The 23,714-nt window shown below is 51.9% G+C and carries 23 protein-coding genes and 1 tRNA gene; 12 read left to right on the plus strand and 12 right to left on the minus strand.

The features are described from left to right. Window positions 1-47: 47 nt before the first annotated feature. Window positions 48-1,571: a M17 family metallopeptidase gene (locus OLTU_RS22435; protein ID WP_141734984.1), complete on the minus strand. Its 1,524-nt coding sequence runs from the start codon at window positions 1,569-1,571 to the stop codon at window positions 48-50. A 214-nt stretch (window positions 1,572-1,785) separates the two neighbouring features. Between OLTU_RS22435 and OLTU_RS22440 the strand changes: the two genes are divergently transcribed. From OLTU_RS22440 to OLTU_RS22450, 3 genes are read left to right on the plus strand one after another with little or no spacing between them, the layout of a single operon-like run. Continuing rightward, window positions 1,786-2,739, plus strand: coding sequence for an ATP-binding protein (locus OLTU_RS22440; RefSeq protein ID WP_176736861.1), 954 nt, complete (start codon window positions 1,786-1,788; stop codon window positions 2,737-2,739). After that, complete coding sequence (locus OLTU_RS22445) at window positions 2,736-3,521, plus strand: hypothetical protein (RefSeq protein ID WP_141734986.1); 786 nt, start codon at window positions 2,736-2,738, stop codon at window positions 3,519-3,521. The genes OLTU_RS22440 and OLTU_RS22445 overlap by 4 nt, the downstream gene beginning before the upstream one ends. Next, complete coding sequence (locus OLTU_RS22450; protein ID WP_141734987.1) at window positions 3,521-3,958, plus strand: CopD family protein; 438 nt, start codon at window positions 3,521-3,523, stop codon at window positions 3,956-3,958. Before OLTU_RS22445 ends, OLTU_RS22450 begins: the two co-directional genes overlap by 1 nt. 11 nt (window positions 3,959-3,969) lie before the next feature. On the opposite strand, the gene OLTU_RS22455 is transcribed toward OLTU_RS22450, so the two are convergent. Beyond that, window positions 3,970-7,203: a WD40 repeat domain-containing protein gene (locus tag OLTU_RS22455; protein WP_141734988.1), complete on the minus strand. Its 3,234-nt coding sequence runs from the start codon at window positions 7,201-7,203 to the stop codon at window positions 3,970-3,972. Window positions 7,204-7,318: 115 nt separating this feature from the next. Then, window positions 7,319-8,647, minus strand: a complete 1,329-nt coding sequence (locus OLTU_RS22460) for a hypothetical protein (RefSeq protein WP_141734989.1) — start codon at window positions 8,645-8,647, stop codon at window positions 7,319-7,321. Window positions 8,648-8,740: 93 nt separating this feature from the next. Between OLTU_RS22460 and hpf the strand changes: the two genes are divergently transcribed. Together hpf and OLTU_RS22470 are read left to right on the plus strand one after the other, a co-directional pair. After that, window positions 8,741-9,163: a ribosome hibernation-promoting factor, HPF/YfiA family gene (gene hpf, locus OLTU_RS22465; protein ID WP_141734990.1), complete on the plus strand. Its 423-nt coding sequence runs from the start codon at window positions 8,741-8,743 to the stop codon at window positions 9,161-9,163. Between the two features lie 184 nt (window positions 9,164-9,347). Then, window positions 9,348-10,307 (plus strand): GGDEF domain-containing response regulator, encoded by a 960-nt coding sequence (locus OLTU_RS22470; protein ID WP_141734991.1) that lies wholly within the window; start codon window positions 9,348-9,350, stop codon window positions 10,305-10,307. A 2-nt stretch (window positions 10,308-10,309) separates the two neighbouring features. Here OLTU_RS22470 and OLTU_RS22475 read toward each other — a convergent pair whose 3' ends face one another. Both OLTU_RS22475 and OLTU_RS22480 read right to left on the minus strand, forming a co-directional pair. Continuing rightward, a complete protein-coding gene (locus OLTU_RS22475) occupies window positions 10,310-11,041 on the minus strand; it encodes a hypothetical protein (protein ID WP_141734992.1) in 732 nt (243 codons plus the stop codon). A 74-nt stretch (window positions 11,042-11,115) separates the two neighbouring features. Continuing rightward, complete coding sequence (locus OLTU_RS22480) at window positions 11,116-12,090, minus strand: HD-GYP domain-containing protein (protein WP_218110198.1); 975 nt, start codon at window positions 12,088-12,090, stop codon at window positions 11,116-11,118. Between OLTU_RS22480 and OLTU_RS22485 the strand changes: the two genes are divergently transcribed. From OLTU_RS22485 to OLTU_RS22500, 4 genes are all read left to right on the plus strand, one after another. Then, on the plus strand, window positions 12,089-12,676 hold the full coding sequence (locus OLTU_RS22485) for a hypothetical protein (protein ID WP_218110199.1): 588 nt from the start codon (window positions 12,089-12,091) through the stop codon (window positions 12,674-12,676). The genes OLTU_RS22480 and OLTU_RS22485 overlap by 2 nt on opposite strands. After that, a complete protein-coding gene (locus OLTU_RS22490; protein WP_141734995.1) occupies window positions 12,664-13,101 on the plus strand; it encodes a hypothetical protein in 438 nt (145 codons plus the stop codon). The genes OLTU_RS22485 and OLTU_RS22490 overlap by 13 nt, the downstream gene beginning before the upstream one ends. Further along, the gene (locus OLTU_RS22495) at window positions 13,092-13,838 is read left to right on the plus strand and encodes a matrixin family metalloprotease (RefSeq protein WP_141734996.1); all 747 of its coding nucleotides are present in this window, start codon (window positions 13,092-13,094) and stop codon (window positions 13,836-13,838) included. Before OLTU_RS22490 ends, OLTU_RS22495 begins: the two co-directional genes overlap by 10 nt. 43 nt (window positions 13,839-13,881) lie before the next feature. After that, a tRNA-Leu gene (locus OLTU_RS22500) sits at window positions 13,882-13,965 on the plus strand. Between the two features lie 49 nt (window positions 13,966-14,014). On the opposite strand, the gene OLTU_RS33380 is transcribed toward OLTU_RS22500, so the two are convergent. Further along, a complete protein-coding gene (locus OLTU_RS33380) occupies window positions 14,015-14,629 on the minus strand; it encodes a Kelch repeat-containing protein (protein WP_439956679.1) in 615 nt (204 codons plus the stop codon). A gap of 13 nt (window positions 14,630-14,642) precedes the next feature. Then, window positions 14,643-15,062, minus strand: a complete 420-nt coding sequence (locus OLTU_RS22505; protein WP_141734997.1) for a hypothetical protein — start codon at window positions 15,060-15,062, stop codon at window positions 14,643-14,645. Between the two features lie 356 nt (window positions 15,063-15,418). On the opposite strand from OLTU_RS22505, the gene OLTU_RS22510 reads away from it, so the two are divergent. The 3 genes from OLTU_RS22510 (at window position 15,419) to OLTU_RS22520 (ending at window position 20,061) form a co-directional block, all read left to right on the plus strand. Beyond that, complete coding sequence (locus OLTU_RS22510) at window positions 15,419-16,261, plus strand: hypothetical protein (protein WP_218110200.1); 843 nt, start codon at window positions 15,419-15,421, stop codon at window positions 16,259-16,261. A gap of 106 nt (window positions 16,262-16,367) precedes the next feature. Continuing rightward, window positions 16,368-17,654: a hypothetical protein gene (locus OLTU_RS22515; protein ID WP_141734999.1), complete on the plus strand. Its 1,287-nt coding sequence runs from the start codon at window positions 16,368-16,370 to the stop codon at window positions 17,652-17,654. Window positions 17,655-18,066: 412 nt separating this feature from the next. Next, entirely contained in the window at window positions 18,067-20,061 is a 1,995-nt protein-coding gene (locus OLTU_RS22520) for a lipoprotein N-acyltransferase Lnb domain-containing protein (protein ID WP_218110201.1), read from the plus strand. Here the strand turns inward: OLTU_RS22520 and OLTU_RS22525 are convergent. The 5 genes from OLTU_RS22525 to OLTU_RS22545 all read right to left on the minus strand — a co-directional run bounded on the left by OLTU_RS22525 (window position 20,028) and on the right by OLTU_RS22545 (window position 22,942). After that, on the minus strand, window positions 20,028-20,894 hold the full coding sequence (locus OLTU_RS22525; RefSeq protein WP_218110202.1) for an alpha/beta hydrolase: 867 nt from the start codon (window positions 20,892-20,894) through the stop codon (window positions 20,028-20,030). The genes OLTU_RS22520 and OLTU_RS22525 overlap by 34 nt on opposite strands. 175 nt (window positions 20,895-21,069) lie before the next feature. Continuing rightward, window positions 21,070-21,396 (minus strand): transposase, encoded by a 327-nt coding sequence (locus OLTU_RS33265; protein ID WP_141735002.1) that lies wholly within the window; start codon window positions 21,394-21,396, stop codon window positions 21,070-21,072. After that, window positions 21,351-21,653, minus strand: a complete 303-nt coding sequence (locus OLTU_RS22535; RefSeq protein WP_141735003.1) for a helix-turn-helix domain-containing protein — start codon at window positions 21,651-21,653, stop codon at window positions 21,351-21,353. The genes OLTU_RS33265 and OLTU_RS22535 overlap by 46 nt, the downstream gene beginning before the upstream one ends. Next, window positions 21,599-21,733: a hypothetical protein gene (locus tag OLTU_RS33270; RefSeq protein ID WP_141735004.1), complete on the minus strand. Its 135-nt coding sequence runs from the start codon at window positions 21,731-21,733 to the stop codon at window positions 21,599-21,601. The genes OLTU_RS22535 and OLTU_RS33270 overlap by 55 nt, the downstream gene beginning before the upstream one ends. A gap of 168 nt (window positions 21,734-21,901) precedes the next feature. After that, window positions 21,902-22,942, minus strand: a complete 1,041-nt coding sequence (locus OLTU_RS22545; RefSeq protein WP_141735005.1) for a Fic family protein — start codon at window positions 22,940-22,942, stop codon at window positions 21,902-21,904. Window positions 22,943-23,714 lie beyond the last annotated feature (772 nt).

The raw sequence follows: 23,714 nt of genomic DNA on the forward strand, positions 1-23,714 counted from the left end.
TCTAACCTCACCAAATGATTCGGACTTGCTCGGCAAAGCAGGCGGACTCAGACCGACCAGCCCCAATAGTTACGAACAAACCGGGAAACGAACCGCACGCCAAAGCCCGTGACTTCTGTCTCAATGTGTGCCAAACCTCCGCTATTTTCCGCTGCCGACAGATCAAGATGAACCCAAGGTATATCCTTGCCGACGAATTCTTTCAAAAACAAAGAGGCTTCAATGTGATCCACACCACCACTTACGCGGCACTGCTTGATATCAGCAATATCAGATTTAAGGCATTCCGCGAAGTCCGCATCCATGGGGAAGGGCCAGACCCGTTCCCCCGATTCCCGTCCCGCCGCAATCAGCGCCGGCACGAGGTCCTGTCGGTTGGTGAAGACTCCGGAATAGAGTGTACTGAGAGCCCGGATACAGGCCCCTGTGAGCGTGGCAAAATCAAGCAGCAGATCCGGCTTTTCACCCGAAGCGATATGCAGGGTGTCGGCGAGCAGCATGCGACCTTCAGCATCAGTATCGACGATCTCGATTGTTTTCCCATTCAAGGCCGTGATCACATCATTTTGCCGATAGGCGCGCGGACCGATCATATTCTCCGCAATCGCCAGAAACGCCGTGACCCGCACCGGCCATTTTTCTTTGGACGCCAGAGCCACAAGGCTATAGGCCAGGGCCGATCCCGCCATATCCCGATGCATGCCGTACATGCCCTGCGAGTTCTTGATATTGTGTCCACCCGTATCAAAGGTCACACCCTTGCCGACCAGCACGAGATGCTTCAAACCTTTTTTCCCGTTGCCTTCATAGGTGAGTTTCACAAGGCCCGCATCCTCGTGTGCGGAACCCTGCGCGACAGCCAGAAACGCGCCCGCGCCCATGCTTTCCAGCTTCTTCTGCGAGGTGAACTGATAACCCAGTTCATTCTGTTCCGCCAATTTTTTAAGGCGCGCGACATACTGCGCTGGCGTTAAATCATTGCCCGCCTGCATCACGAGGTGCCGGACCTGATTGTTCGCCGCGCTCGTGGATTCGGCATGCTGCACCACACGCGTCGCTTCCTCGAGATCGACCTCGGGAACCACCAGAAGATCGAGCGTCAGCTCTCCATCCTTTTTCTTCACCTCCTTCTGCGAGTATTTCGGGAAGGAAAAGAGCAGGCCCTTGGCGGCAGCGGTCAACGCATCCGCGGCCTGCAGCGACTGGGGCAAGGGCACGCTGGTCAGATTCGCGAGGATTTTTTTGCAGCCATGTTCTTTCAAAGGTTTCAGGATCTGTCGCGCCAGACTCAGCCAGCGAAAGGTTTCCATCCCTTCATCCGCGACCGCCACCACCCAGCGTTGCAGCGGGTTGCGATCAAAGGACAAAAGACTGCCGGCCTCCGGCTTTTGGGGGTCCCTTTGAATCAGGGCCTGGAGTATATCCCGCTCCGCCGCGCCCATGGTTTCCGGGAAAACCTCAGCCCATTCCTTCATCCCTGGTTTCAACCAGAGGATCCAAATTTGGGCATCAAAACTGGAAAGGGCGGTCTGATCCATCTGATGGTGAATTTTTGACAGAGTCTTGGCCATGAATGCTCCTGGAGTCCCATGCAATAAGTCAGGCTTTCATCTTGTGCGATCCGACCCCTTGTGCCAACCCTTTTCTCTGCAATCCCGCCGCTTTCCGTCCCTGTTTTGCCTCGTCAAAGAAGCCGACTTTCCCCCGGGTCCTCTTCTGTGTAGAGTCAGCGCTCCCGCATGGTTTATACTCGCCTTCCGTGCCAAACAGTGCCCAGAGGAATCTATGGAGCGCCCCATCCGTTCATTAAAAGAAGAATTGCACCAGCCCGCGCACCAGACCGAGTTGCCTGATATGGGCTGTGCCCTGGATCAGAAAAGAAGCTGCTGTGATGGTATTGGCTATCGATTGAAAACGATGGGATCCCTCACGCATGCCGAGCTTTGCAACTGTGTCAGCACCTGTTCCAGCTGCTTTGGAAAGAACCGCAAGATGGTCGACGGCAGATCCAAACCCTGTCGCACACCAGCCCCCTCGCGGATCGTCAACTTTATCAATAGTGCCTGTCTGCCGGCTCGTTACAGCGCCGCCCGACTCGATTCGTTTAGCAACTTCAGCGGCAACGGCCGCGAGGTGGTGACCCGCCTCTCCCATTGGTACCGTGAATTCGATCCGGAGCGGCCGCGTGGACTGGTCCTTGGCGGTCCGGTCGGGGTCGGCAAAACCTATCTGCTCTGTGCGATTGCCAAGAACTTTGCCGGCAAGGGCATCAGTGTCCGTTTCATCGATTTTTTCCAGCTGCTGCTCGAACTCAAGGCCGGCTATGCGCAGGACAAAAGCGATGCCAGTCTATTGAATACGCTCATCGAGGTGGATATTCTGTTCATCGATGAACTCGGCAAGGGTCGCAACAGCGACTGGGAGCTGTCCATTCTCGATCAGCTGGTCATGGGCCGTTACAATCGCAACAGGATCATCGTGGCCTCAACCAACTACGATCTGAAGCCCAATACGCGGGTCAATTACTCGACCAATCTGGATGAGCGCAAGCCGGGGAGTTTTGAACTCGACCGTTTTGAAAGTCTGGAGCAAAGAATTGGACCGCGGATCTATTCGCGACTCTTTGAAACCTCAGAATTCATGGAACTGACGGGCGAGGATTTCCGCAAACGCACCCTCGAGGAAAAACTGCAGGGACTGAAGCCTCAGCCTCCGGGTCCACGTCGGGGTTCGATATGAGCGCGCATTCCTGCGTTCTCAGCAACCTGGGCAACCCTCTGCTGAATGGTCTGGGCCTGGGTTTGGCTGCGGCCGAGGATGGTCAGCTGCGCCTGCAAACCGATATGTTCCCCTGCTGCTCCGGTGAAGGCCGGGCCTGGGATGGTCACCGCTCGGGGATTCGCACCTGCTCCCTGCAGGCGCGTCTTCTGCGGGTTCAGAGACTTTATGCGCACTACAAAAAGCTCTGGCCGCAGGCGACACGCCAGCCGCATCAGGTTCCGACGCCCTTTTCCAGTCTGATCCTTCAGGAGGTGGCGGCGGTCCTGAAACGTGACAAAGCCGGCACGCAGATCGCGTTCACGGGACAAAAGAATATGCCGTCGCTGGCCTGGAGCAAGGCCGTGGCCGCACTCTGGCGCTTTGGGGTGGAAGCCCGGGTTCTGAACCTGACCCGAAGTGACAACAAGGACCTCGCCCACTTTACCCGTGACCATGAAGGGCCTTTGGCGCTTTTTGTCGAGCAGATCGACAAGCTCTGGGATCCCATGCATGCCGAGGCCCTGGAACATCTGGTCCAAAGGGCTTACAACGCCGACGCCTTTTTGTGGCTTGAATTCATGCAGGAGCAGCAGTCGGAACCGGATAGCCTCGACGATGGCAGTGTGCGTTCCGAAATCAGCCGCCGTATTCAACGCAAACGCAAGAGCCAGCATCCTTTCGAACTCATCAGCCGTGACTGCATCTCACGCCTGCAGAGCATGAGCGGTCAGTTGCTTAAATCACCTTCGGGAGCTTCCTAATGGAATGGTATCGTTCGATTTTGGCCTTTCACGTGATCGCCATCATCAGCTGGATGGCCGGCATACTTTATCTGTATCGTCTGCTGGTCTACTGTGCAGAGCGACGCCACGAGCATCCCAAGGTCGAGGAACTCCTCCAAACCATGTCGCGCCGCCTGTGGAAGGCCATCACCCTGCCGGCGATGATCGCCGCCTGGATCGCAGGCCTCGCCATGATCCATTTGAATCCCGGGCTTATGAAAATGCCCTGGTTCCACGTCAAGCTTCTCTCGGTGATCCTGATGACAGCCAGCACGCTTTATGCGGGCAAACAGGTCGGTGTGGTCCAGCGGAGCGAGACCCTGCCCCGCGGTGGCTTTTTTCGGTTTATGAATGAAGTGCCGACCCTTTTGATGATCGTGGTGGTGATCATGGTGATTGTGAGGCCTTGGTCGTGACAGTCTGGAGTTTAAGGGCCCCTGCAGAGATCTGGTGAATCCCCGGACAAGCCAGTGAAATATTGCCGACGAGGGCGCAACCATTCACAAAGAGTTTCGTAATTCTTCGCGAGATCATTGTTCCAGACCCTGACTGAGCCGGAAACAGCAAATCCAATCCGTCTTTCGTCTGGCGAGATAACGATGTTGGTCGGGCCCACATCGGTTCGGCTCACTCTAACTTTAAAGACACGACCGGTCTCCAAATCAACTTCTGTCAGAGTCCCATCATACATGCCTGCATAAGCCTTCCTTCCGTTGGGAGCGTAGACAACTGATGATGCATATATTGAAAATTCGCTATTCAGCAGAATCGGTGTGCGCTTCAGTGAAAGGTCCAAATCAAAGATCCGCAAAAGCGATGCTTTATCTGCGGTTACCAATTCGGTTCGATCGCCATTGCTTGCAAGCCTCAGACCCGAACTCTTTAGGCTTGATTCAGGTGTGAGTTTCCAAGGACCAGTTGGGTGCTTGACCACGCGATATTTGTGCAGATCCTCTCCAGAGTCAGTCATGAAGATTTCTGCATAACTTTTTCCGAATCGACCTTGTACCGGATGAAATCCGCTGACATTATCACTAACCAGTTTTTGAAGATTATCAGTACGAAATACGCTTATCTCTCCGTTCAAGCAAACGACAAGTCCGTAAGCTCCATCGGCTGACACATCCAGATCCAGGAGCCAATCTCCGCATAATTTTGCACTCACGAGTGGCTTTGCAAGATCCGCCCTGTCATAGATGGCAATATTTTCTTTCTGAACTATAGCGGCTATTCTTTCATTTCCAGAAGGGTCCTTGAATAAATTAACATCTCGAGATTGAAGGACATAAGGAAGCTGATTAAGAAAGCCGGTAAAGCTTACAGATTGGATCGGGTATACTTCATGCTCATCCCTGTCGAAAGCCCATTTCGATAGAGAAGACAACATTTCAGTAGCGCGGCTGGCGTTGGAAAAACCAACGGATTGGGATTTAAAGAGTAAAGTCCCATCATCCATGAACTGCAGCCCTATGGCTCTGGAATGAGGCGGCAAAATTTTTGGCACGAAACCATCCGAAAGCTGGAAAAGTTTCATGAAGCGGGTATTTTCAAAGTAAAGATATCCAGGATTGGCGATCCAGACATTCGAAACCATTGAAGTCTGAGAAAAGACTTTGTCGACGACATCGCCATCCTGTCGTTTGAAAACCGTAACACCGTCCACTGTGTGGTCTCGATAAACGATAAAATCCTTGTCAGCTCCCAGGTAGGAAATATTCTTAAAGACCCCTCCAAGTGTCGTTCTTATGGAGGCGCCAACTGTGTCTATCACATGAACTGTAAAACCACCCGTCTTGACGGCAAGGATCTCATCTGGGAGCGAAGAATAGTGGACCGATTCCACATCCTGAAATACGGCTGAACTCTCGTCCATGGACTTATTAAAGATGTGCAAGTTCGAGTCGCGGCTGTGAACAGCGACATGGCCACCAGCGGAAGCCATAACTTTCGAGACTTGTGCTGCAGGGATTTTTGGAAACGCCAGGTGACGCTCCCCATTCAGCAGATTGACAATACTATATTGACGTGAGCCAAAGACCAGAACAGAGCCTTCCTCATCTCCAACTGATGTTATGACAGACTCTACCGCAGGCTCGATTACAAATTGCTTCTTGGAGGTTAAGCCGATAACTGTGGTGGATTTGGGTGCAGAGGAATTCAATTCAACCTGACTGTAGTAGATAAAGCGGCAGTCGTCGGAAATCCCAAAACCATTGTGGTGGAGCCTGCCATCAAACTTAATCAGTTCAGGGCTCTCACCATTGCTCAAATAGACCAACCCACTGCGACCAAAGGCAACTACGGTGCTATGGTTCGAGCATACTTTCACATTTGGCACCCCAAGTTCCGACAGGAGATTGCTGATATTTATTTTTGTACTGGGTTGACCGTCTACCGGTGAGATTTCAAGAACCGTCTCATTCGTTAGCTCGTTATGGATCCTTGATACGAGAGCAAATCCTTCGGCTGTCGCCATAAGACCAATTCCCTGACGGTTCTCAGGCTTGCCCAAAGCAAAGTACAGCTCTTCTCTTGGCAATATGCTCGTTTCAAGAATCGCTCGTTTCACGTCGGGAAGAATGGTCTTCTTTTCTTCCGATGATCCAAGCGTCTGATACTTTTCATAGGCACCGATTGCCGAAAGAATGGAGGCAATGCCATCACCATTCGTCACTGCGAACTGTGCATTCTGAGACAAGGCGCGAATGGCTTCAACAGCATGACTGTCATAAACCTGAAATATTCTTTCAATGACGGGTCCTCGATTCCCCGCTTTATCCTGTGCGAATGCCTTAAGGGTCCACTCTCCTTTGGCCGGAGCAAGGATCACACGATCGGCCAGCAACTTCAGCTCACAGTCTTGATTGGGGGATCCTGAACGCGCGAGGCATGCAAAGACATCGGACGGTGTTCCGTCATCCACAATGTTGATTCGGATGGCTTCACCAGGGGCGATCAACTCCGGATCAGACTCGGATTCCCCTGTACGCCGTAATCCTGTCAGGGAAACGACTGGGCTTTTTCGATCAACATGAATCTCACAGTCATAACTGCTTTCCAGCTGGTCGACTGAATGGAGCTGCTTGAACCACATTTTCATCCGATATTGGCCATCCTGAAGGCCCGAAACATCAAACAGAAGACGGCCTGCATCGACGAGCTTGATCTCTGATTCGGGCAAGCCGCCGACTTGTGCGATGGTAACTTTCCAATCAAATCCTGAAAGGTCCTGCTTCTGTGTGTCAAGAGGCAACTCAATGAGTCGCGAGTGAGTGGCCAATGAAGTCGGACACTTGGGTGCAAGATTTTTGTAGTTGAATACATGGAATTCCAGCTTCAGCAACTCACTGGCGGCCAGCATGGAGTCTGTTATGGTCAAACCTGAGCTCATGGCGGGAACAGACACATTAAAATTGTCCGCTAGGCCTCTTTTGACCTTAAGACAGCTCTTGTTTGTGAAAGCGATGTTTTCCGAGCGGGGAGCACGGATATCTTTTTCATCAACGGGACTCTTTCCCGCCGTATAAAACTTCAAATAGGTATAGCGCTCAAAATCCGGAGCTTCGCCGCATTCGAATTCAAATGAATGGACTGTATTTGAAAATTGAGAGCAGGAGGTCAGGAAAATGGCAGTTGATAATAACCTGACTATGATTTTCAAGGAACCCTCCGGGCAAAGTGCGCCTATTCAGCGCATATTACCCGGCGGAAAAAAATATGTAAACATCAAAATTAGAGATAATATTCAATATTTATAATAACTTAACAGACAACGATTAAAGACATTTCGCATTCTGAGCTTCAGGAAACTCCTGACACCACCAAGTCCTAATTGCCGGCTGCAGGTTGGTAAATGTGCCGCCGCTATGGGGACCTGCTGCCTTGTTATAAAGGAAGTTGGAATCAGGTTCGCCTCCTTTGTCAGGAGGAGGGGTCAGGATATTCGACCAATAGCTCGTATAGTCTTTCCCGTTGTGACATCCCGTGCAACTTCCAAAGTCAGGGTATGAGACAGCATTCTGGCCCTTCCCTTTATAAGCTGCATAGGCAAACGGCGATCCCGAAATTTGGACTTCCTTACCGTCCTGAACGGCATAAACATACAGCGTATGAGGTTTGTTGTCGATATTGGCCTGGGGAATCGCAAACGAAAAGCCATGCGGTCCATCGATGTTATTGTCATTCGCTTCCAGATTCGCCATGACTTCACCAATTTTCACGCCTTTGCCAGATTCACCGTCGAGGTAAAAGCGAACGGGAAGTACAGTGGTTGGTGCAGCGGAAATACCTGCATAACCGGAGGCTGTCCCCTGAGCTGAGATATCCGAAATACGCCCCAGATTGAGCAAGCCGTCTCCAAAAGCCTCTTTGTACCAGGCCTGCAACTCGGCGCAGAATGGAGACGTTTCGGTCGTGCACTGCTGACCGCCTTCGTGAGGAACGACGCCTCGCATCATATTGAAGAGACGGTTATTGTTGGGACCAGTTCCATCTTTCAGCAATTTGAACATGGTATCGAAACTTTGGGGTGCCAGGCCACCCTGCTGAACGACAACTATGCGCGGATCGTTATGGCAATCCGTACATGGAGGGGATTTGACCAATGGCAGTATCTTATTTTCGAAGTACGACTTGGCTTTAGCGGTCTGCTGACTCGGCAAAACCACGGGGCCCTTATTGCCTGTTGCCGGGTTATTGCCCGTACCGGGATCGCCCGTAGGGTTGCCACCAAGAGCATCAGTATTTCCACGTTGAGCCGTTGAATCCGTGGCCGCCTTTGGACCGCAAGCAACAGCCATGATCAAATTGATGGAAAGTCCAAGGCAGACCAGCCCACGACGAATCATATGCTCCCCCAATTGGCTGAACAAATAGCGAATAGTTCCCTCAACCCGGTTCCTATCGGCTAAATGCTCTAAAAACTTGAGCATATTTCTGCAGGGTAAAAAATTCCTTGTGGTTTTAGCAGTTTGCATTCTGACCAATGGGTAGGCCGCCGACCGGTGGATAGCGGAAAAAAGAAGTTCTGGTGATAGAAATCTTATCGATTCTTCATTCGTAAAGGTGTTAGATAGAAAGTGAGGCTCGAAAAGATATGACGTCATAGAAGATCAAGGCCTCCTGCCCTTCCCACTCAATACGGCCCAACCCGTGGGTCATTGGGGGCAGGACTTCTTTCTCGAAAAAGGAGACGTCGTATGGTGTTTCAGTTTTATTTCAAGAAGATGCAAAGTTCTGAAGCCCTGAAATCCCTCTCACAGAGAAAACTGAGCGATGTCATTGAGCGCTTTCTTGGCGACTCTGGCCTCGTCCGTATTACCTTTTCGACAGAAAAGAATGAGCAGAAAATTCACTGTTATTTTCAAGGCTGGAACGGCACTGTCTTGAATGCCTCTGGAGCCAGCGAAAACATGTATGCAACGATCGATCTCGTGGCGCAAAAACTGGAGGCGCAACTGTCTCGCCATAAAATGAAGACCCGTCGCCGCTCACGTCTACCGATCGCCCAGGTTCGGGCCTTGAGTGTAGTGGGCGGCTCTGATTCCTTCCCCACCATGGATGATTGGGATGAGGAAGAGTCTGAATCGTCCGAGGTGAGTAGCTTTCAGCTTCTACATTGAGTCGAGGATCCCGGGTCATTTCAAAAGGCCCGGGAAGCCTCCCAAAACGGGAACAGTCAACCGGGACCCGACGTTAAAAAACGTCGGGTCTTCCAGTATTTAGCCTCAATTTCCTCATTTTTCCCAGTATCCTGCCGATAGTTTTTCCGGATACCTGAGATAGATAATCCTGTGGACCGGGGCCATGTCGAATAAAGATAAAATGGGCAAAATTCTAATCGTCGCGGGTTCTGCTGAGTCGCTGATGCAGTATCAGGCTCAGCTCACGCAGTACCGGACGGAAACCGCCCTGACCGCGGAAACCGCGATGGACAGTATCGATGATTTCGAACCGGATGTGGTCGTCATCGACGAAAAACTGCCGTCCATTTCCGGGGTGGAACTGGCTCAATGGATTCGCAGCGACCAGGCTGCACCGCATTATTACGGCATTCTTATCGTGGCTTCGAGCCGCTCGAAAAATCTGGCGGAACTCGTCCAGCAATCGGGCGCGGATACCGCCTGCACGGCTGAAAACCTGAAAAATGACCTCGCGGCGCGCGTGGCCCTTTTGATTAAATTCAAAATGCTCAGTGACAAGGCCAATAGCCTTTTGAACAAGCTGAATCAATCCAAGGAGACGATCCGCGAGCTGGAGGATCAGGACAGCATCACGCGGCTTTATAATCTGCCTTATATGAACGCCCGGCTGGAAAAGGAATTTCGCCACTCCGAGCGCTTTGGAACGCCGCTGACCCTGATGATCATGTCGATCGAAAATTTTAAAGAAGTGGGCCACATCAAGGGTCCCACTTTCTGCATTAAGATGCTGCAGCAGCTGGGTAACGACCTGATCCATCTGACTCGTGCGGATGATGTTGTGGGTCGCAGCTGGGGCGGGGAATTTCTGCTCATTCTGCCGGAAACCCGTGAGGATGGAGCCGAGAACCTCAAGGCACGCATCATCCACTACGTGAGCGAGCACCTCTATGGCCTCGAACACGACCGCATTGCGGTCGAACTCTGCTTTGGTATGAGCACCTATCAAGTGGCGGAAGGCAAACTGCAGAGTATCCAGGAAATGCTGCTCGCGGCCGAGGATGATCTCACAAGACAGCTGCAAAGCCGGGGCGACCGTGCCAGCCGAAAAGCTGTGAACAGCTGAACCTAAAAATCAAAGGCATAACCGACACGTAGATTGATCCCGCTCATGGAGATGGGACCAGCGATTTGCGTGCGGATCGCTTTGCGGGCTTCCGAGGTGCTGACGGTATAACTCTCCTGAAGCAGCAGGGCATGGCTCAGGTTCAGGAAATTATAATCCACAAACACGCCGTTGGTGAAGAGCCACATAATCCCAAGATTCACATCAATATCAGCACCCAGCAGATCAAAGCGCGAGGTCAGGGCCGATGCCGCGATATCGTCGATATCATCATTACCGCGCGGTTTCACATCACCGTTCCAATGCACAAGGCCGATGGCAGGCTCCACATAAAGCGGACCAAAGCCCAGCACGAAATAGCGGGCAGCCACGTAAGCGCTTTCCGCGTGGCCTGACACCATATAGTTGCGCTGATTCAAATTTCCGGAATATTCAAAGTCGCCGAATCCCAGCGAAAGACTGCTGATCGGACCACCGATCCGACCAAAAAAGGCTGCGCCCAGTTCCGACCAGGGCGTGACACGCCCGAGGTCCAGGCTCGCACCGGTTTGAAATTTATCCTGCAGTTCTTTCTGAGTATAGGCAAGTGCCGATGCCCTGTCGCTGGCGCTCAAAGGTTCTGCACTTTGTTCGTCGTCCTGTCCCTCGACCTGAGCTGGAGTTTCCGTTTCGGCTGCAGAGGCCGCCATGGCCATGGCCCCAAGACCCCAACACAGAATGGATTTTCGTAGCACTGAAACCTCCCTCGCGTTCCGTCCCGGCATTCTAATGCATAGGGCGCGGGACGCAAAGGGCTCTTTGTCCGTCCTTAGCCGGCAATCTGGCTAAGTTGACCGCCTTCCACGGTCAGAAGGCGCCGCATGGCATGCAGGATCTTGGGGTCGAGGAATTTGAGGAGGTGATCCTCAATGAATTGAATGGCTTCGACGGACGTGCGGGCCTTCTGATAGCTGCGCGGCACGGTCAGGGCTGTATAGACATCCGCAAAACTCACGATGCGCAGCTCCGGAGAAATCAGCGAGCCGCGCAGGCGCCGCGGGTAGCCTCCCCCGTCAAGTCTTTCATGATGATAAAAGATGATGTCGCGGACCATGCGGGTGAGAGGCACATCCTCCAGAAGTTTCAGGCCTTCCTCCGGATGCTGACGGATTTGATCCCATTCCGCATCGTTCAACGAGCCCGCATGATTCAGAATTTCCCGCGGAACGGACAAATTACCAAGATCATGCAGAAACGAGCCCATGGCCATATCCCACAGCCTGGCTTCATCAGCCCCGCGCAGAGCCAGTCCCAGGGCCACCGAATAACCCGCGACGCGGGCGCTGTGATAGAATGTATAGGGATCATGCTGCACGAGACGCAGACAGAGATCGCTCAGCTGCGGATAGGCCTGTAAAAATTTATCCAGGGCCAGCGTCAGACTCTTCACAAGGCCATAGTGTTCCTGAGGAAACCGCACGGCGTAGAGCGTTTTTACAAATTCAGAAATCCCGTCGGCCAGGATATGACTGGCATCCGTGTGCGGCTTCTCCGGCGCATCCACGCGCGAAGCCAGGTAGTGGCGAACGCGATCGGCGTCGGCCCGATTATAGAGAAGCACGAACTGCCCGTTTTGCAGGAGCTGCTCGGTTTCATCCGGCGACCAGCAATGGGGTCCATTCGCGTAGGGAACGATCTCTCCACCGAGATCCAGATAGAGGTCAAATTCGGTCATGCTGTTTCGAATCTCTGAGAGTTTCAGAGCCTGCAAATTCGCTCGATCAATGGTCATGCGTCGATCCATGATTCTTACCCATCTGAAGAATTGGTGGCCCATGTGCTGGCCGGTCCTGCAGCTTCCACATCTGCTTGATCGGCCTTTGTGTTCCCTTATTTTAGCAGTTTTTCCTGCGCTCTTTTGCACTTTTCCGGCGCAAGCGGACCAGGTCTTCAGCCTGGCCGTAGGGGCGATCGAGGAAGGGGACGAACGCTATCGTCCGGAATGGATTGCCCGTTCTCTGATCAACGGCCGCATCTATACCGAGCTGCACTATTACGGCCGAATTCAAGGTCGTGTACGGCAGGCCACCCAGATGCTGACCTTTGCGTATAATTATCCGATGCTCAAGAGCAAGTACATCGCCGCGCGGGTCGGGCTTGCCTTGTCGCGTGATGAAGCTGTGATTCGCAGTGCGGACCCTGAACTCCCCACCCGGAGTCACGAGGCTTATAATTTTGGGGCCTATTTTGGTTTGGGGGTGATGTCCACCTCAAAGCTCGCCATCTCCCTGGATTGGAATAATGCGCAATTTTTTGCGGGCTCCTCCGGAATTCTGCTGGCCACGGCCCGCAAACAAAGTCTGAGCTTGGGGGTGGGATGGCGCATTTAAGGCTAATTTTCCTGGGTTTACTGCTCGTCCCCGAGCTGCTTTATGCCGGCGGCATTGCCTTGCGCTTTGGTCCTCCTGCAGTGGGCAGTGGTGGTCCGAATCCGGTGTCCATTCCTCCGGCGGGGCGTGACATGGGTCTATCGTATGTGACCGATAAAGGCACCGAATATAATCTTGCGATCACCGGGTTTTCCGTGGCTTCACGGCAAAAAACCAAATGGGGTGGTTACAGCAGTCTTGGTGCCGGCATTGCTTTCAGCACGAATGGTGGTGGCGTGGGACCATACGGTGGATTTGGAATTGAGCTGGGTTGTGGCGGTTGGGTGGGCTGTTTTTCTGCGGAATTCACCCAGGCTTTGGGCTTTGGTTTCGGCGGGCTTGCCAGTCCAACCGCATTGCGTGTGGGGATTATGAAATGGTTCTGATTTTCATTTTGGCGATACTGTTCAGCAGTACCGACCTGCAGGCCTTTGTTTTGCTCTCCGGTCCCACCGAAGCCCGGATGGATGTTACGGAAGAAAATCCGCGCATTGTTTTCGAACTCAGTCTGAATCCACCGTCCATCAAGGAAAAAGACGAATTCCTCGATGGTGCCTATGCAGACCTGAGTGATGAAGACTTCTGGTTGACGCTTGTTCAACTCGCCATCAGGCCCTGGAATGATGTCGCCGATTCCTATCTTGAAATGGATGTCGCCTTCTCAGATTATGCGACTTTGGACAAGGAGGATCGCATCTTCTCGATCGTGGTCGGCAAAACCAATCTCACTACCTCCGCCTACGCCGCGCCAGGCATCGAAGGAAAAACCATCGTTGACTGCGACATCGCCGTTTCCGAACGCGGTGCCACCGCCCGGTCCCTCGCCTTTACCCTGATGCATGAAATTGGTCACTGCCTCGGACTCGGCCATAATCACAGCGACTACTCGGCGGTTATGGGCTACGCCCGCACCGACCGTTCCCTCAACCTCGGTCTGGATGACGAGGCGGGGCTCATCTACCTGTATCCCCTATCCACCATCGGCGAACCCCAGGAACTCGCGGGTTGCGGCGTCATCAGCGGCTCCACCCCAAACAGCACCACCCTCGCCCTCGTCCTTCTCACGCCCATTTGCCTACCCTTAACCCGTCGGCTTCGCGAAAAATTCAAACCCAGGGCTTGAGCCCACACCCCTTCCTAAGTTACCTTAGGGCCCTGCATCGCGAGCCCTCGTGGTGGAATCGGTAGACACACAGGACTTAAAATCCTGCGACCGTAAGGTTGTACCAGTTCAAGTCTGGTCGGGGGCATTGACGACTGGAGAACAGCTCAATCCAATCAAAATTGTCGCCTACGATTTCAGGGGACAAATATGCCTCCATCTGCTCCTTCCGCTCGTCCTCCCCAAACCATAAATCTGTCTCCGATCCAAAGACCAGTGTGGGACTGGCGATATGTCACGGCATTGTCATGGCTGATCGCAGTCCATGTGTCATCGGCAGGATCGTATAGGCCTCCGAGCGATAAATGAGAGTTGCCACCGAATATTATCATGGCGCTACCCGTCCAAATAGCAGAATGTGCGGCTCGGGCAGGAGGCCTTCCGGATTTTGAAAGCACCTGCCAACTGTCGGAAACTGGGTCATAGGAATAGCCAACGTCATAGTAAATTGGATTATTCTGACCCACGCTGGAGTCGAAGACCCCACCCCAAACTATCATTCGAGTTCCCGTCCAAACCGCAGAATGATGCCATCTTAACCATCCTGCCTGTTTTTTGCAGCAAGCCTGGATCAAGGTGTGCCCTACTGTATTGACAAGTCTTTGACAGCGATGAGCCGGTGTGGATGTTTTTTGGTTGCAGGTTTCATGAGTTCGACTCCATGCACCATTCGTGAGCTGATGGGTGTTCTTTGTCCATTGCATCCATAAGAGGCAGCTGACAATGGAACTTTGGCATTTGTTGGATAGCATTCCGAAAAAAATGTCAGCCGTGCTCGTCGCGATAGTGTGTGGAAGCCGTGCATTTCATGGGCTGCTCGATCCCATTGTAGCTGACAACCGCTGACGCCTCCTCCCTGTTTACTTGAATGAAGCCCTCCTCCGATTCACAGCGCCCGTTTCCCATGTCCTGCATCTCTGATCCTGCTTGTTCTTCATCCACTGGCACATATGTGCAGCGCAAGATGGAAAGAATTCCAGGCTCATAGGGGATTTCCTTCCCCCAGCATTTTCCTGCTCCCCTGCATTCATTTTCTGAATGGCGTGAACCGCTCATGTCGGCGTGGAATGCCATTCCATCGACTTCTGCATTACAAATAAGGTGTGAATCAACAATAAACGAGGTTTCAGGGCCGCACGAGAGTGCCAGAAGGAGAACTGATGCCAAACCCTTGAGTCGATACACGGAGCGCCCCCTTTGATGACCTTATCGGAGGCGACGTCCGCAATATGACAGGCAATAGCAATCCTGCTATTCAGTAATGTTTTCAACGAAAGTAACCGTCTTCAGGCCTGCAAAAATTCAAGCGAACACTGGTGCCTGCGGCTGTCCAGGTTGAATTTCGAAACCAGCTTAATATCTCTTTAATTCTCCACCCTTGCCACCCGGTTAAGATTTTTTATGTTCATGACAAAGGGCCTGTGACCGATCCCAGCATTAAGAACAATTTCGGGCGAGATAATCCTTACATGCCGGCCTCAACCCTTAATCCAGAACACCATTCCCCAGGAGTCTGGCCAGTCCTGTGTTTTGCCCTGCTCATGATCCTGAATTTAAGCTGTGGCTTCAAGCGAATCGGTCCGCACTACTTTGACAGGAAATGCCATCGCGATCTGCCCGGAATCTGGGAGGGAGAAAACTGCCCCAAGAGTGAGGCCGCTACGCAAGGAGAAGGCTCCGAAGAAGGAGAAGAAGGCACGGATACCCCTTGTGACCTCGCGATCAACCCCTCCCTTTGTATCAGAGACGGAATCGAAGCTTCGGTCTGGCGGTCAGAGGCTCGCGAGGCGAACATCGCCTTCAACTATGATCTAAGCTATCAGAGCTACTACGAATTCCATGCCAATGGCAGCTACACGCATTATTTCATCTTCACCCATCCGTTCCTATCGAAGCGCTATTACGAGAAACGCCAGGGGATGATCGGACTCCTGAAGAACGACGTGATCGATTCCATCTTCTGGGCGTACACCCTGGATTTTACCCTCGAGTCTTCAAGCTGCGATGGTCATGCCACGCCCTCGCTCTTCAACGTGTTCGATAGCTCCAATAAATCCCATATAGGAAGGAGTGAGCAGCAGCTCAGCTTCAGATTCCCGGATATCGATTTCGAGGTTGAGATTCAGAGTTTCAGTGACTTGATAGCAGCTTTCGTGTTGAATTTCTATGAGCCCGCTTTCGAAGTTCTCTTCGCCCCACTCACTCCCAACTACTGGAAGGAAATTATCACTGGACCCCATTACTGGGATGAACAGACAACGGCCGACCTCGCCAGCACCCTGACGTCAGCCGAGGAACTCTGCTTTTCCGAAGACGGCTTTCAGAGCCTGGTGCCCAAACTCAGTATACCTGTCGAAGTTCAGCTCATACTCCTCTCCCAGTAAACCACAAGTTGGACGCCGCCTATCTGGAAATCATGCGATCGATCAGTGAAATTCATCCGCTTTTTTTGTTATGATGGTATCTCATCAAGCAGGAGCCTAACGCTTTATGAGATTCAACTGGTCGACCATATTTCGATGGGTTTTCCTCTGGTCCGGATGCCTGGCAACCAGACTGCCAGCCGGCGTCTTTGAATTCCTGGGACAATCAACCTCAAACTCATCAGATACCACCTACAGACGGACCACCAAACCCAGTGCCGACAGCTTCACAGCCGTGACGGAAAAGAGCTCGCGCACCACCAGGAGCACCAGCGACTTCAGCTACGATCTGACAACCCATCCGACCGCTGAATCAAGCACAGCGACATCCGAATCCACGACTAAAATGACCGTTCAGACCGCCAGGTCCACAACCAAAGTATCCCGGGTCACCCACGAAAGCTCCACCAAACCTATGAGCGAGGTGACAACGCGTGTGACTCATTCCACTGTAGGGTCAACAAAGGATTCCTCACAAACCACCTATGAGCTCACGACCGAACCGACAGTACGGTCTTCGACCGAGGGAACAAAGTTCACCAACCGCCTCACAACCAGGCCCCTGTCCGAGCTGACCACGACTTTGACCGACGTCACACATCGCTCGACAAACTATACCTGGCAACAGACGACCGCCCCGAGTTCGCGCTTGACGGGAGAAAGCACGACCTACGTCACAGACCTTACTCAGAAAAGCCAGCAACTGACGACGGATTACACAACCGAGCCAACCGCACAGCTCACCACCCGAGCCTCCAGGCTCACGAAGCAAACGACAGACTTGGTGAACGCGACCTATGAATATACATATAAAACAACTTCCAAGCCCACCTCCGAAGTGTCGACTCAGGTCTCCCGAGCTACCACGCAGCCGACAACGGACGCATTGCAAGCGACCGCTGAATCCGCGACCAAGGCCAGTCAGGCCACGCACCGCTCCTCCACCAAGCCGACAGGAGAGTTCACAACGCATATGACCGAAGGGACTTCGGACGTCTCCGATTATACTTTGAAGGGCACCTTAAACACGACTGTGACCGCTGCCGCCAGTGTCACCAGGACCACAGGTTCAGTCGGTGAAAGTACCCTCAATGGCAGCAAGGCGACTGATGACAGCACCGAGAAAACCACCCGCAAGACTTCAGGCGATACCTTCGCTGCGATGGATCCTGACCTGGCCCAGGATTTTATCAACCAGGCCTATGCCGCGAATGGACCTTTACTCGACTACATGAGCCAGGTCCTGGGTGTCGATCGATCCCGATTGATCGCAATCATCAAGGCCAATGTACCGGAAAAACCCACCAGACCTCAGCTGGCCTCAATTATGTCCTTTATTCTGCCCCATCTCTAATGGATTCAGAGTTGCCATGAAATCCCTGCATCTTTCTCTGACCTTGCTATTGTTCCTGCCTTTCACAGCATGGGGCCGGCCACTGCCATTATCTCTTCATGACTTCCGGCAGACCAGGGATGCCATGGACCTGGAGCCAGACTGCTCCGACCGATCTGAGCCGGAGGTCTGTACTTTAACATCCCTCCTTGAAAGCTATGACGAGTCTTATGGTTATAGCCAATCCGCAGAATGGAGACGCATCAGCGGCTGGCGTCTGAGGCAACTTGCAGGCGTCCCTATTCCCTTTTGGTGGACCTCCGATAACCGCGATCCCCGAGCCTTCGCCACAGCTGACGCCCTTTCCAGTCCTCATTCCGATTTCGTCGCTTTCGCCCTGGCTTATATTGCACCTGAAAGCGTCGCGGGTGCCATGAACTTGAAATGTCGTGCCCCGGACAAGTATGCCTTTTTTCAAAAGCTCTTTCCCGATTTCCGTTCCGCCCTTGACGACCGTCACTGCCCTTCGATCGACCAAGGGTTTCTGGATGATGTCGAGTTTCTTGATCCCCTTAGCCATGAGGTCATTAACATTGGGCCAATCAACTATGATACAGTTGAAGGCTTTGAATTACTTTATGCAACCCCTGGAGTCCAGGATGCTTCGGAAGTCGCCGGTCATATTCTTCTGCGAATGCGGTTAAGAAACAATCCGCTGGCCCGTGAAATGGGTCTTGAAAATCCCCATGATATTGTTGTGGCATTTTTAGCCGATACGAGCGAGGAGCAAAAATCCCTTGAGGAAACCGCCAGGATGCGGCTGGATCCCTATCGTTGTGAAACTCAGGTCGATGGGAATGAAGCGCCGCGGCAGGACTTTCATCCCATCACGGCCGCCGTTCAGGCCCTTAAAGGCCTGGCGGGTGGTTATTTAACAGTCTTCGACCGAACGACTCTTTTTGCCACGATCAGGCGTTACACCCTGGATGAGGATCGGACCCTCTTGCGCTATCGCCTGAAGCTTACCGAATTGCAGAAGCGATCTCTCCTCGACCGTCTCTTCCTCGCCAGGAAAAGCTACAAACAGGAATACTATTTTTTTGATCGCAACTGCGCTTCAGTTCTGGTCCAGATCATTGGGGAAGGGATTGGAGACGCGGAGGTGGCCAGCTTTTCGGCTGGGGTCATGCCACCGAATGCGTTGATTGCCATGCTGTCTCGCAGGAATCTGATCGAAGAGGTTCACCCTGGATTTTACAGTTACAAATTGGAAGCCCAGGCTGCTCAGGAAGCGATCAAGAAACTTTATCAGGTCGCGCTGCGGCGGCCGGATCTGGTCTGGCCAACTGAGGCCGAACTTTTTGATGCCGCCGCTGCCGTCAGATCCCGGGCCTATTTCCATTTGGCTTTGATTGCCAAACATGATCCATCCCTGAGTGCCGCGATCAAACAGATTCTATTGCTGGCGCCCAAGGCCGAGCTCCATCATCTGGACAAGAAAACAGCCTGTCTGAACTATACGTCTCTTCCCACCGCCACAGCCCGCATGGCCCTTAAAAGTGAGCTGCTCGCATCCGCAGAGGCCTCAGTCGCAAGTTCCATTTGGCGAGCCGGCAGATCCCGGTCCCATCTTTCGAGCCTTGAGCATCCGGACCCGTCGGTTGGCAGTCCATCGGTTCGCCTGGCGTCCTTTTACTATGGCCTCGGGGTTTCCGACTCATCGCATACGCGTCCCCTGATGACGGCGGGCGGGAGCCTCTATGCCCAAAACATGGGATCCATGTCCCGTTATTCCATGCAAAGAGCCACTGCGGTACGGTTTCTGGCTGGCGAAGTGACGATCGATCCCTCGCGGCAGGATCAGATCGAGAGCTGGCGCCTGAGCGGTATCTCCCTGCGAAAATTCAAGGAACGCCTGCAAGGGGTGCCTCCGTTTCTCAGTCGTGACGGCAGCTATGGTTTTGGCCTGGCGGCTCTCGAAGCTCAAGGTGACCCGACGGCCATCGATAGTACGATCTTTGGCGGTGAGCTGCTTTTTAACCTGGCTTCATCCGAATACCATGATCACTTTCTGCTGCTATCAACCGGATCCGGAATCGGGACGGTTTGGGAGGCGGACTCCGAGAGAACCTTGATGCAAAGCCGCGGGCGCGGTGGATTGTCATTCAGCTCAGGCCTTGAGGGCCTCTGGACTTTTGACCGGCGACGCCACTGGCAACTGCGCGGAGAGCTCGCTTACAAAAGGACTTTCCGCGACCAGCAGGCGATCGACATCAGCACAGGTCGTATCGAAATCGTAGCCCGTCTCGGCCAGGGGAACGATCATGAGTGGCGGGCACGATTCATTTTTGATTCCAGGTGGCGCCGTTCTCAGAAGGTGAACCAGCGCGGCTCCTATCTACTGGCCTTGGACATCAATGACTGGTGACGCTTGTTTGAAGCCTCCCGGAGAAACTGCAAAAGCTTTGTCCGGTAGGGGCTGTCCTCTCGGAGAAAGGCTTCTGTGTGACCACCTTGAGGAATCGTCCAGAATTCCTTGTCGGGTGATGTGGCCCTGGCAAAGAGTTTTTCCCCTTCAGCATAGGGAACAACCTCATCCTGATCCCCATGAATAAAGAGCAGTGGAATTCCAAGTTCCGCCACACTATCCATGGGCCGCCAGTCATCGGATACCAAAAAGGAAAGAGGCCACTGCAGAGGGCGTGTCGGCCAGATTTTTTTGAGACGTTCTGCCGCCATATCACGATAGGAGGCAAAGGAACTCTCTACAATCAGCCCGCACAATCCTCGCGGCTGAACCAAAGCCAGGGAAGGAATGGCCACGGCTCCACCCAGGCTTTGTGCCAGAACAAAAATATCCTGATCGGCAAACTCAGGCTGCTTATCGACATAGCGCAGGACAGCCTTCCCATCGCGGATTAAACCCAGGCGGCTGGCCTGTCCTGGGGATCTCCCGTAGCCACGATAGTCAAAGGTGATAACGGTGTAACCACTTCGAACCAGCCAGGTAACGTAGGCCATATGTGAAGACATATTCTGCGCATTGCCATGGAAATGAATGACCAGGCCCTGGGATGGGTTCTGTGGCCGTATGGTCCAGCCGTGCAGAACCAGGCCGTCTTCCGTCGGGATGGCAATATCGCTGTAATTCAGTTTCTCAGCACGGGGGGTGCGATACTCCACAAAATCAGGCTGGTAAAAGGCACTGTTGCAACCGCATGCGAGCCATATCAGGATCACCCCCAACTTTCTTTTCTTCATACCGCCAGACATAAAGACCTCATCAGGAGTTTTGAAATACTCTTATTGCATGTCTCATAATTAAAGACCTAATGCTGACGACAAAGGACTGTGTTGTATGAATGACTTCACCAAGTCTTTTCTTTTCCTTATTTCGCACATGCGATCTTTCGTTGTCAGAAACAATTCTTCAACGTCAGGGCAATGGACGGTTGCATAGGGAAGAATTCTTCAAATATGCCCATATGTATTCAACTGGATTTTGCTCGGGTGCATAGGCTGGCAGATAATGGACCTCGACCCGACGCTGCTTATTCAGGTAACGCAGCATTTTTTTGGAGCGATGCACAAGAAGACGATCCCAAACAAGTCGGATCTGGCCTCGTATGTTTTGCTTGAGTTGCTCGATGAAAGCGCGAGGCGCCCAGGTCCTTTGAAGGTTTGGACCCATCTGTAGACCCGACTCGTCAGCAAATACTATAGTAGCACTGCTTTTCTGAGCTTCTTTACAATCTTTTTCCATTCTATTTTGATGAACCTTTCGATGCCTTTTTCGTCTCTTTCAATCGCTCGTTTTTCAGGCTTCTGAGGCGTCCAGTCCGTCTGTTGCAAAAGGCGCCAAACATGACTGCGATGAAATACGATACCGAAAGCCTTTTCAATGACTGCTTGAATTCTATGGCAAGTCCAGAGGTCGTTTTCGAATCCGGCTTTGATGGGGCCCTTCAGCAGGATTTTTTCCAGCCTCGCAATTTCCTTATCGCCAAGACAGCCAACCAACGATGGACTGCTCTTCTCTGTACACCAACCGCTTCAGCAGCTTCTATTGCAGAATACCCATGTTCCAAGACCAACACCACTGCGTGCTGACGACGACGCTCCTACTCTTCCGATGAACCTTTGGGTCTCATGATTCACCTCGCTCCATGAGGTTGAATCATCTATATAGCTTATCCAGGAAAAACCTGCATTGAGCCTTTACTTAAGAGACCATCAATATATCAAGAAATTGGGTTTAGAAATGGCTTCTATAGTCTCAACCAGCTTGCATTTGGTCCTCGACCTTCGACGCGCAGTCGTCCGGCATCTCTTTCCGCACGCATGACTTTCCTAATGTGATCAATTCCTACGGTCGGGCATTGGGCAGCAACGTCCGCAATCGTAAACGATCGCGGCAGCCGCTGAATCGCGGCGACAACCATTGCTCCCTTGGCCCCTTTGGAATTTTCGACCAAGCCAACTCGATTTTCGAATTCCCGATAGGCGCTGAGCAACATCACTCCAAGAAAGTATTCCGTCCAAGGAGTCAAATTGTGCTTCTGCTCGTGCCATCCCTGCGAGGATTTATAGAGAGCTTCATAATAAGTCTCCTTGGTATCCTCGACTATTTTTTCCAAACTGATATATCGCCCCACTGTAAAGCCTGCATGATATAGCATAAGGAGAGATAAAAGCCTGGCCATACGACCATTTCCATCCCGAAAAGGGTGTATACATAAAAAGTCGAGTACATAGGCCGGAATAGCAAGCAGCCGTTCAGCATCACTTTCCCTATAAAGAGAATGAAGTTCCTGCATAGACGCAGGCGTTTGCCAAGCTGGAGTGGGTTGAAATCTTAGTTTCTTTTGACCATCAGGCCCAACTTCGGTTATGGAATTATCACTGTTCTTCCAAACGCCACCTTGTTCCGTCGTGTATTTGAAAAGGTCTCGGTGCATTTGCAGGACAAGATTTGATGTAAAGGGTATATCTGAGTTCTGTCCATGAATCGTGTTTAAAACATCGCGGTAGCCTGCGATCTCTTGTTCAGATCGGTTGGATGGTTCGGCACGATTCACGACAATTTCTTTAAGCCGTTTTGGATTCGAAACAGTCACTCCTTCGATACGATTTGAGGATTCAGTACTTTGAATGACTGCATTTTGCTTTAACGTTTCCAAAGTTTGTGGTGACTGGATTCGGTATAGATCCTCTTTTCCTCTGAATTCTCCTAGAAGCCTTATGAGCTTCAAAGTCTCATGGCTAACCAGCTGATTTTTAAGATAATCTGATTCAAACGATTTGGGCATATATGTACTCGTACTCCATTCAGTACCTATTAAAGAGGTATCGTATGGGGATCAAAGTGGCAAGATAAATATGTACTGAGTTGGATTCTAGTACCTATTTATGAGTTTTAGTACCTATTCAACACTTCTCTTAAACCACTAAAATCTTAAGTCTTTCAGCCTTCTTCCTCCAAAATGAATAGGTCATGACATGAATTCCTGGTGAGCAGGCCTGCCATAACGCCAAAAAGGCCACCAAAATAAATGCCGGTGGACTCGGTAACTACACAGGACTTAAAATCGTGCAGCAGTAAGGTTGTACCAATTCACATCTGATTGAGGCCACAAGCTAAGCAATCGAAGAACAGCAATTCAACCTATCGAGCCTCCCACCATTCACTTTGGCTACCATCGATTCATCATGTTCTGCGAAGCGAAGGGGTTGCACTCGCACCCGTTGCATAAGCCTGAAATTCTCCTCCACCATTTGATGATAGATCGTTGACAAGAAATCACGTTTTTTGGGATTCGAGAGAACCTTGCCTGATGAAATCAACATCCCTCACCAATTCCTTCAAACACGCAGGAATTGGCAACAAAGCATCAGAACTCAAACAGCTGCATAAATTTGCCAGCACCAGTTCCAAAAATAGCAACAATACAAATACACCCTTTTCTCTTGACACAAAAAACACTTCCAATATATTGACCAACTAGTCATCATTTAGTTCGAGGCTGCATGTGGGGCTACCTACACGGAATTCCACTCAGCCTTCTGCACTTCAACACAATG

The sequence above is a fragment of the Oligoflexus tunisiensis genome, assembly GCF_001748245.1.
GTDB lineage: Bacteria > Bdellovibrionota_B > Oligoflexia > Oligoflexales > Oligoflexaceae > Oligoflexus > Oligoflexus tunisiensis.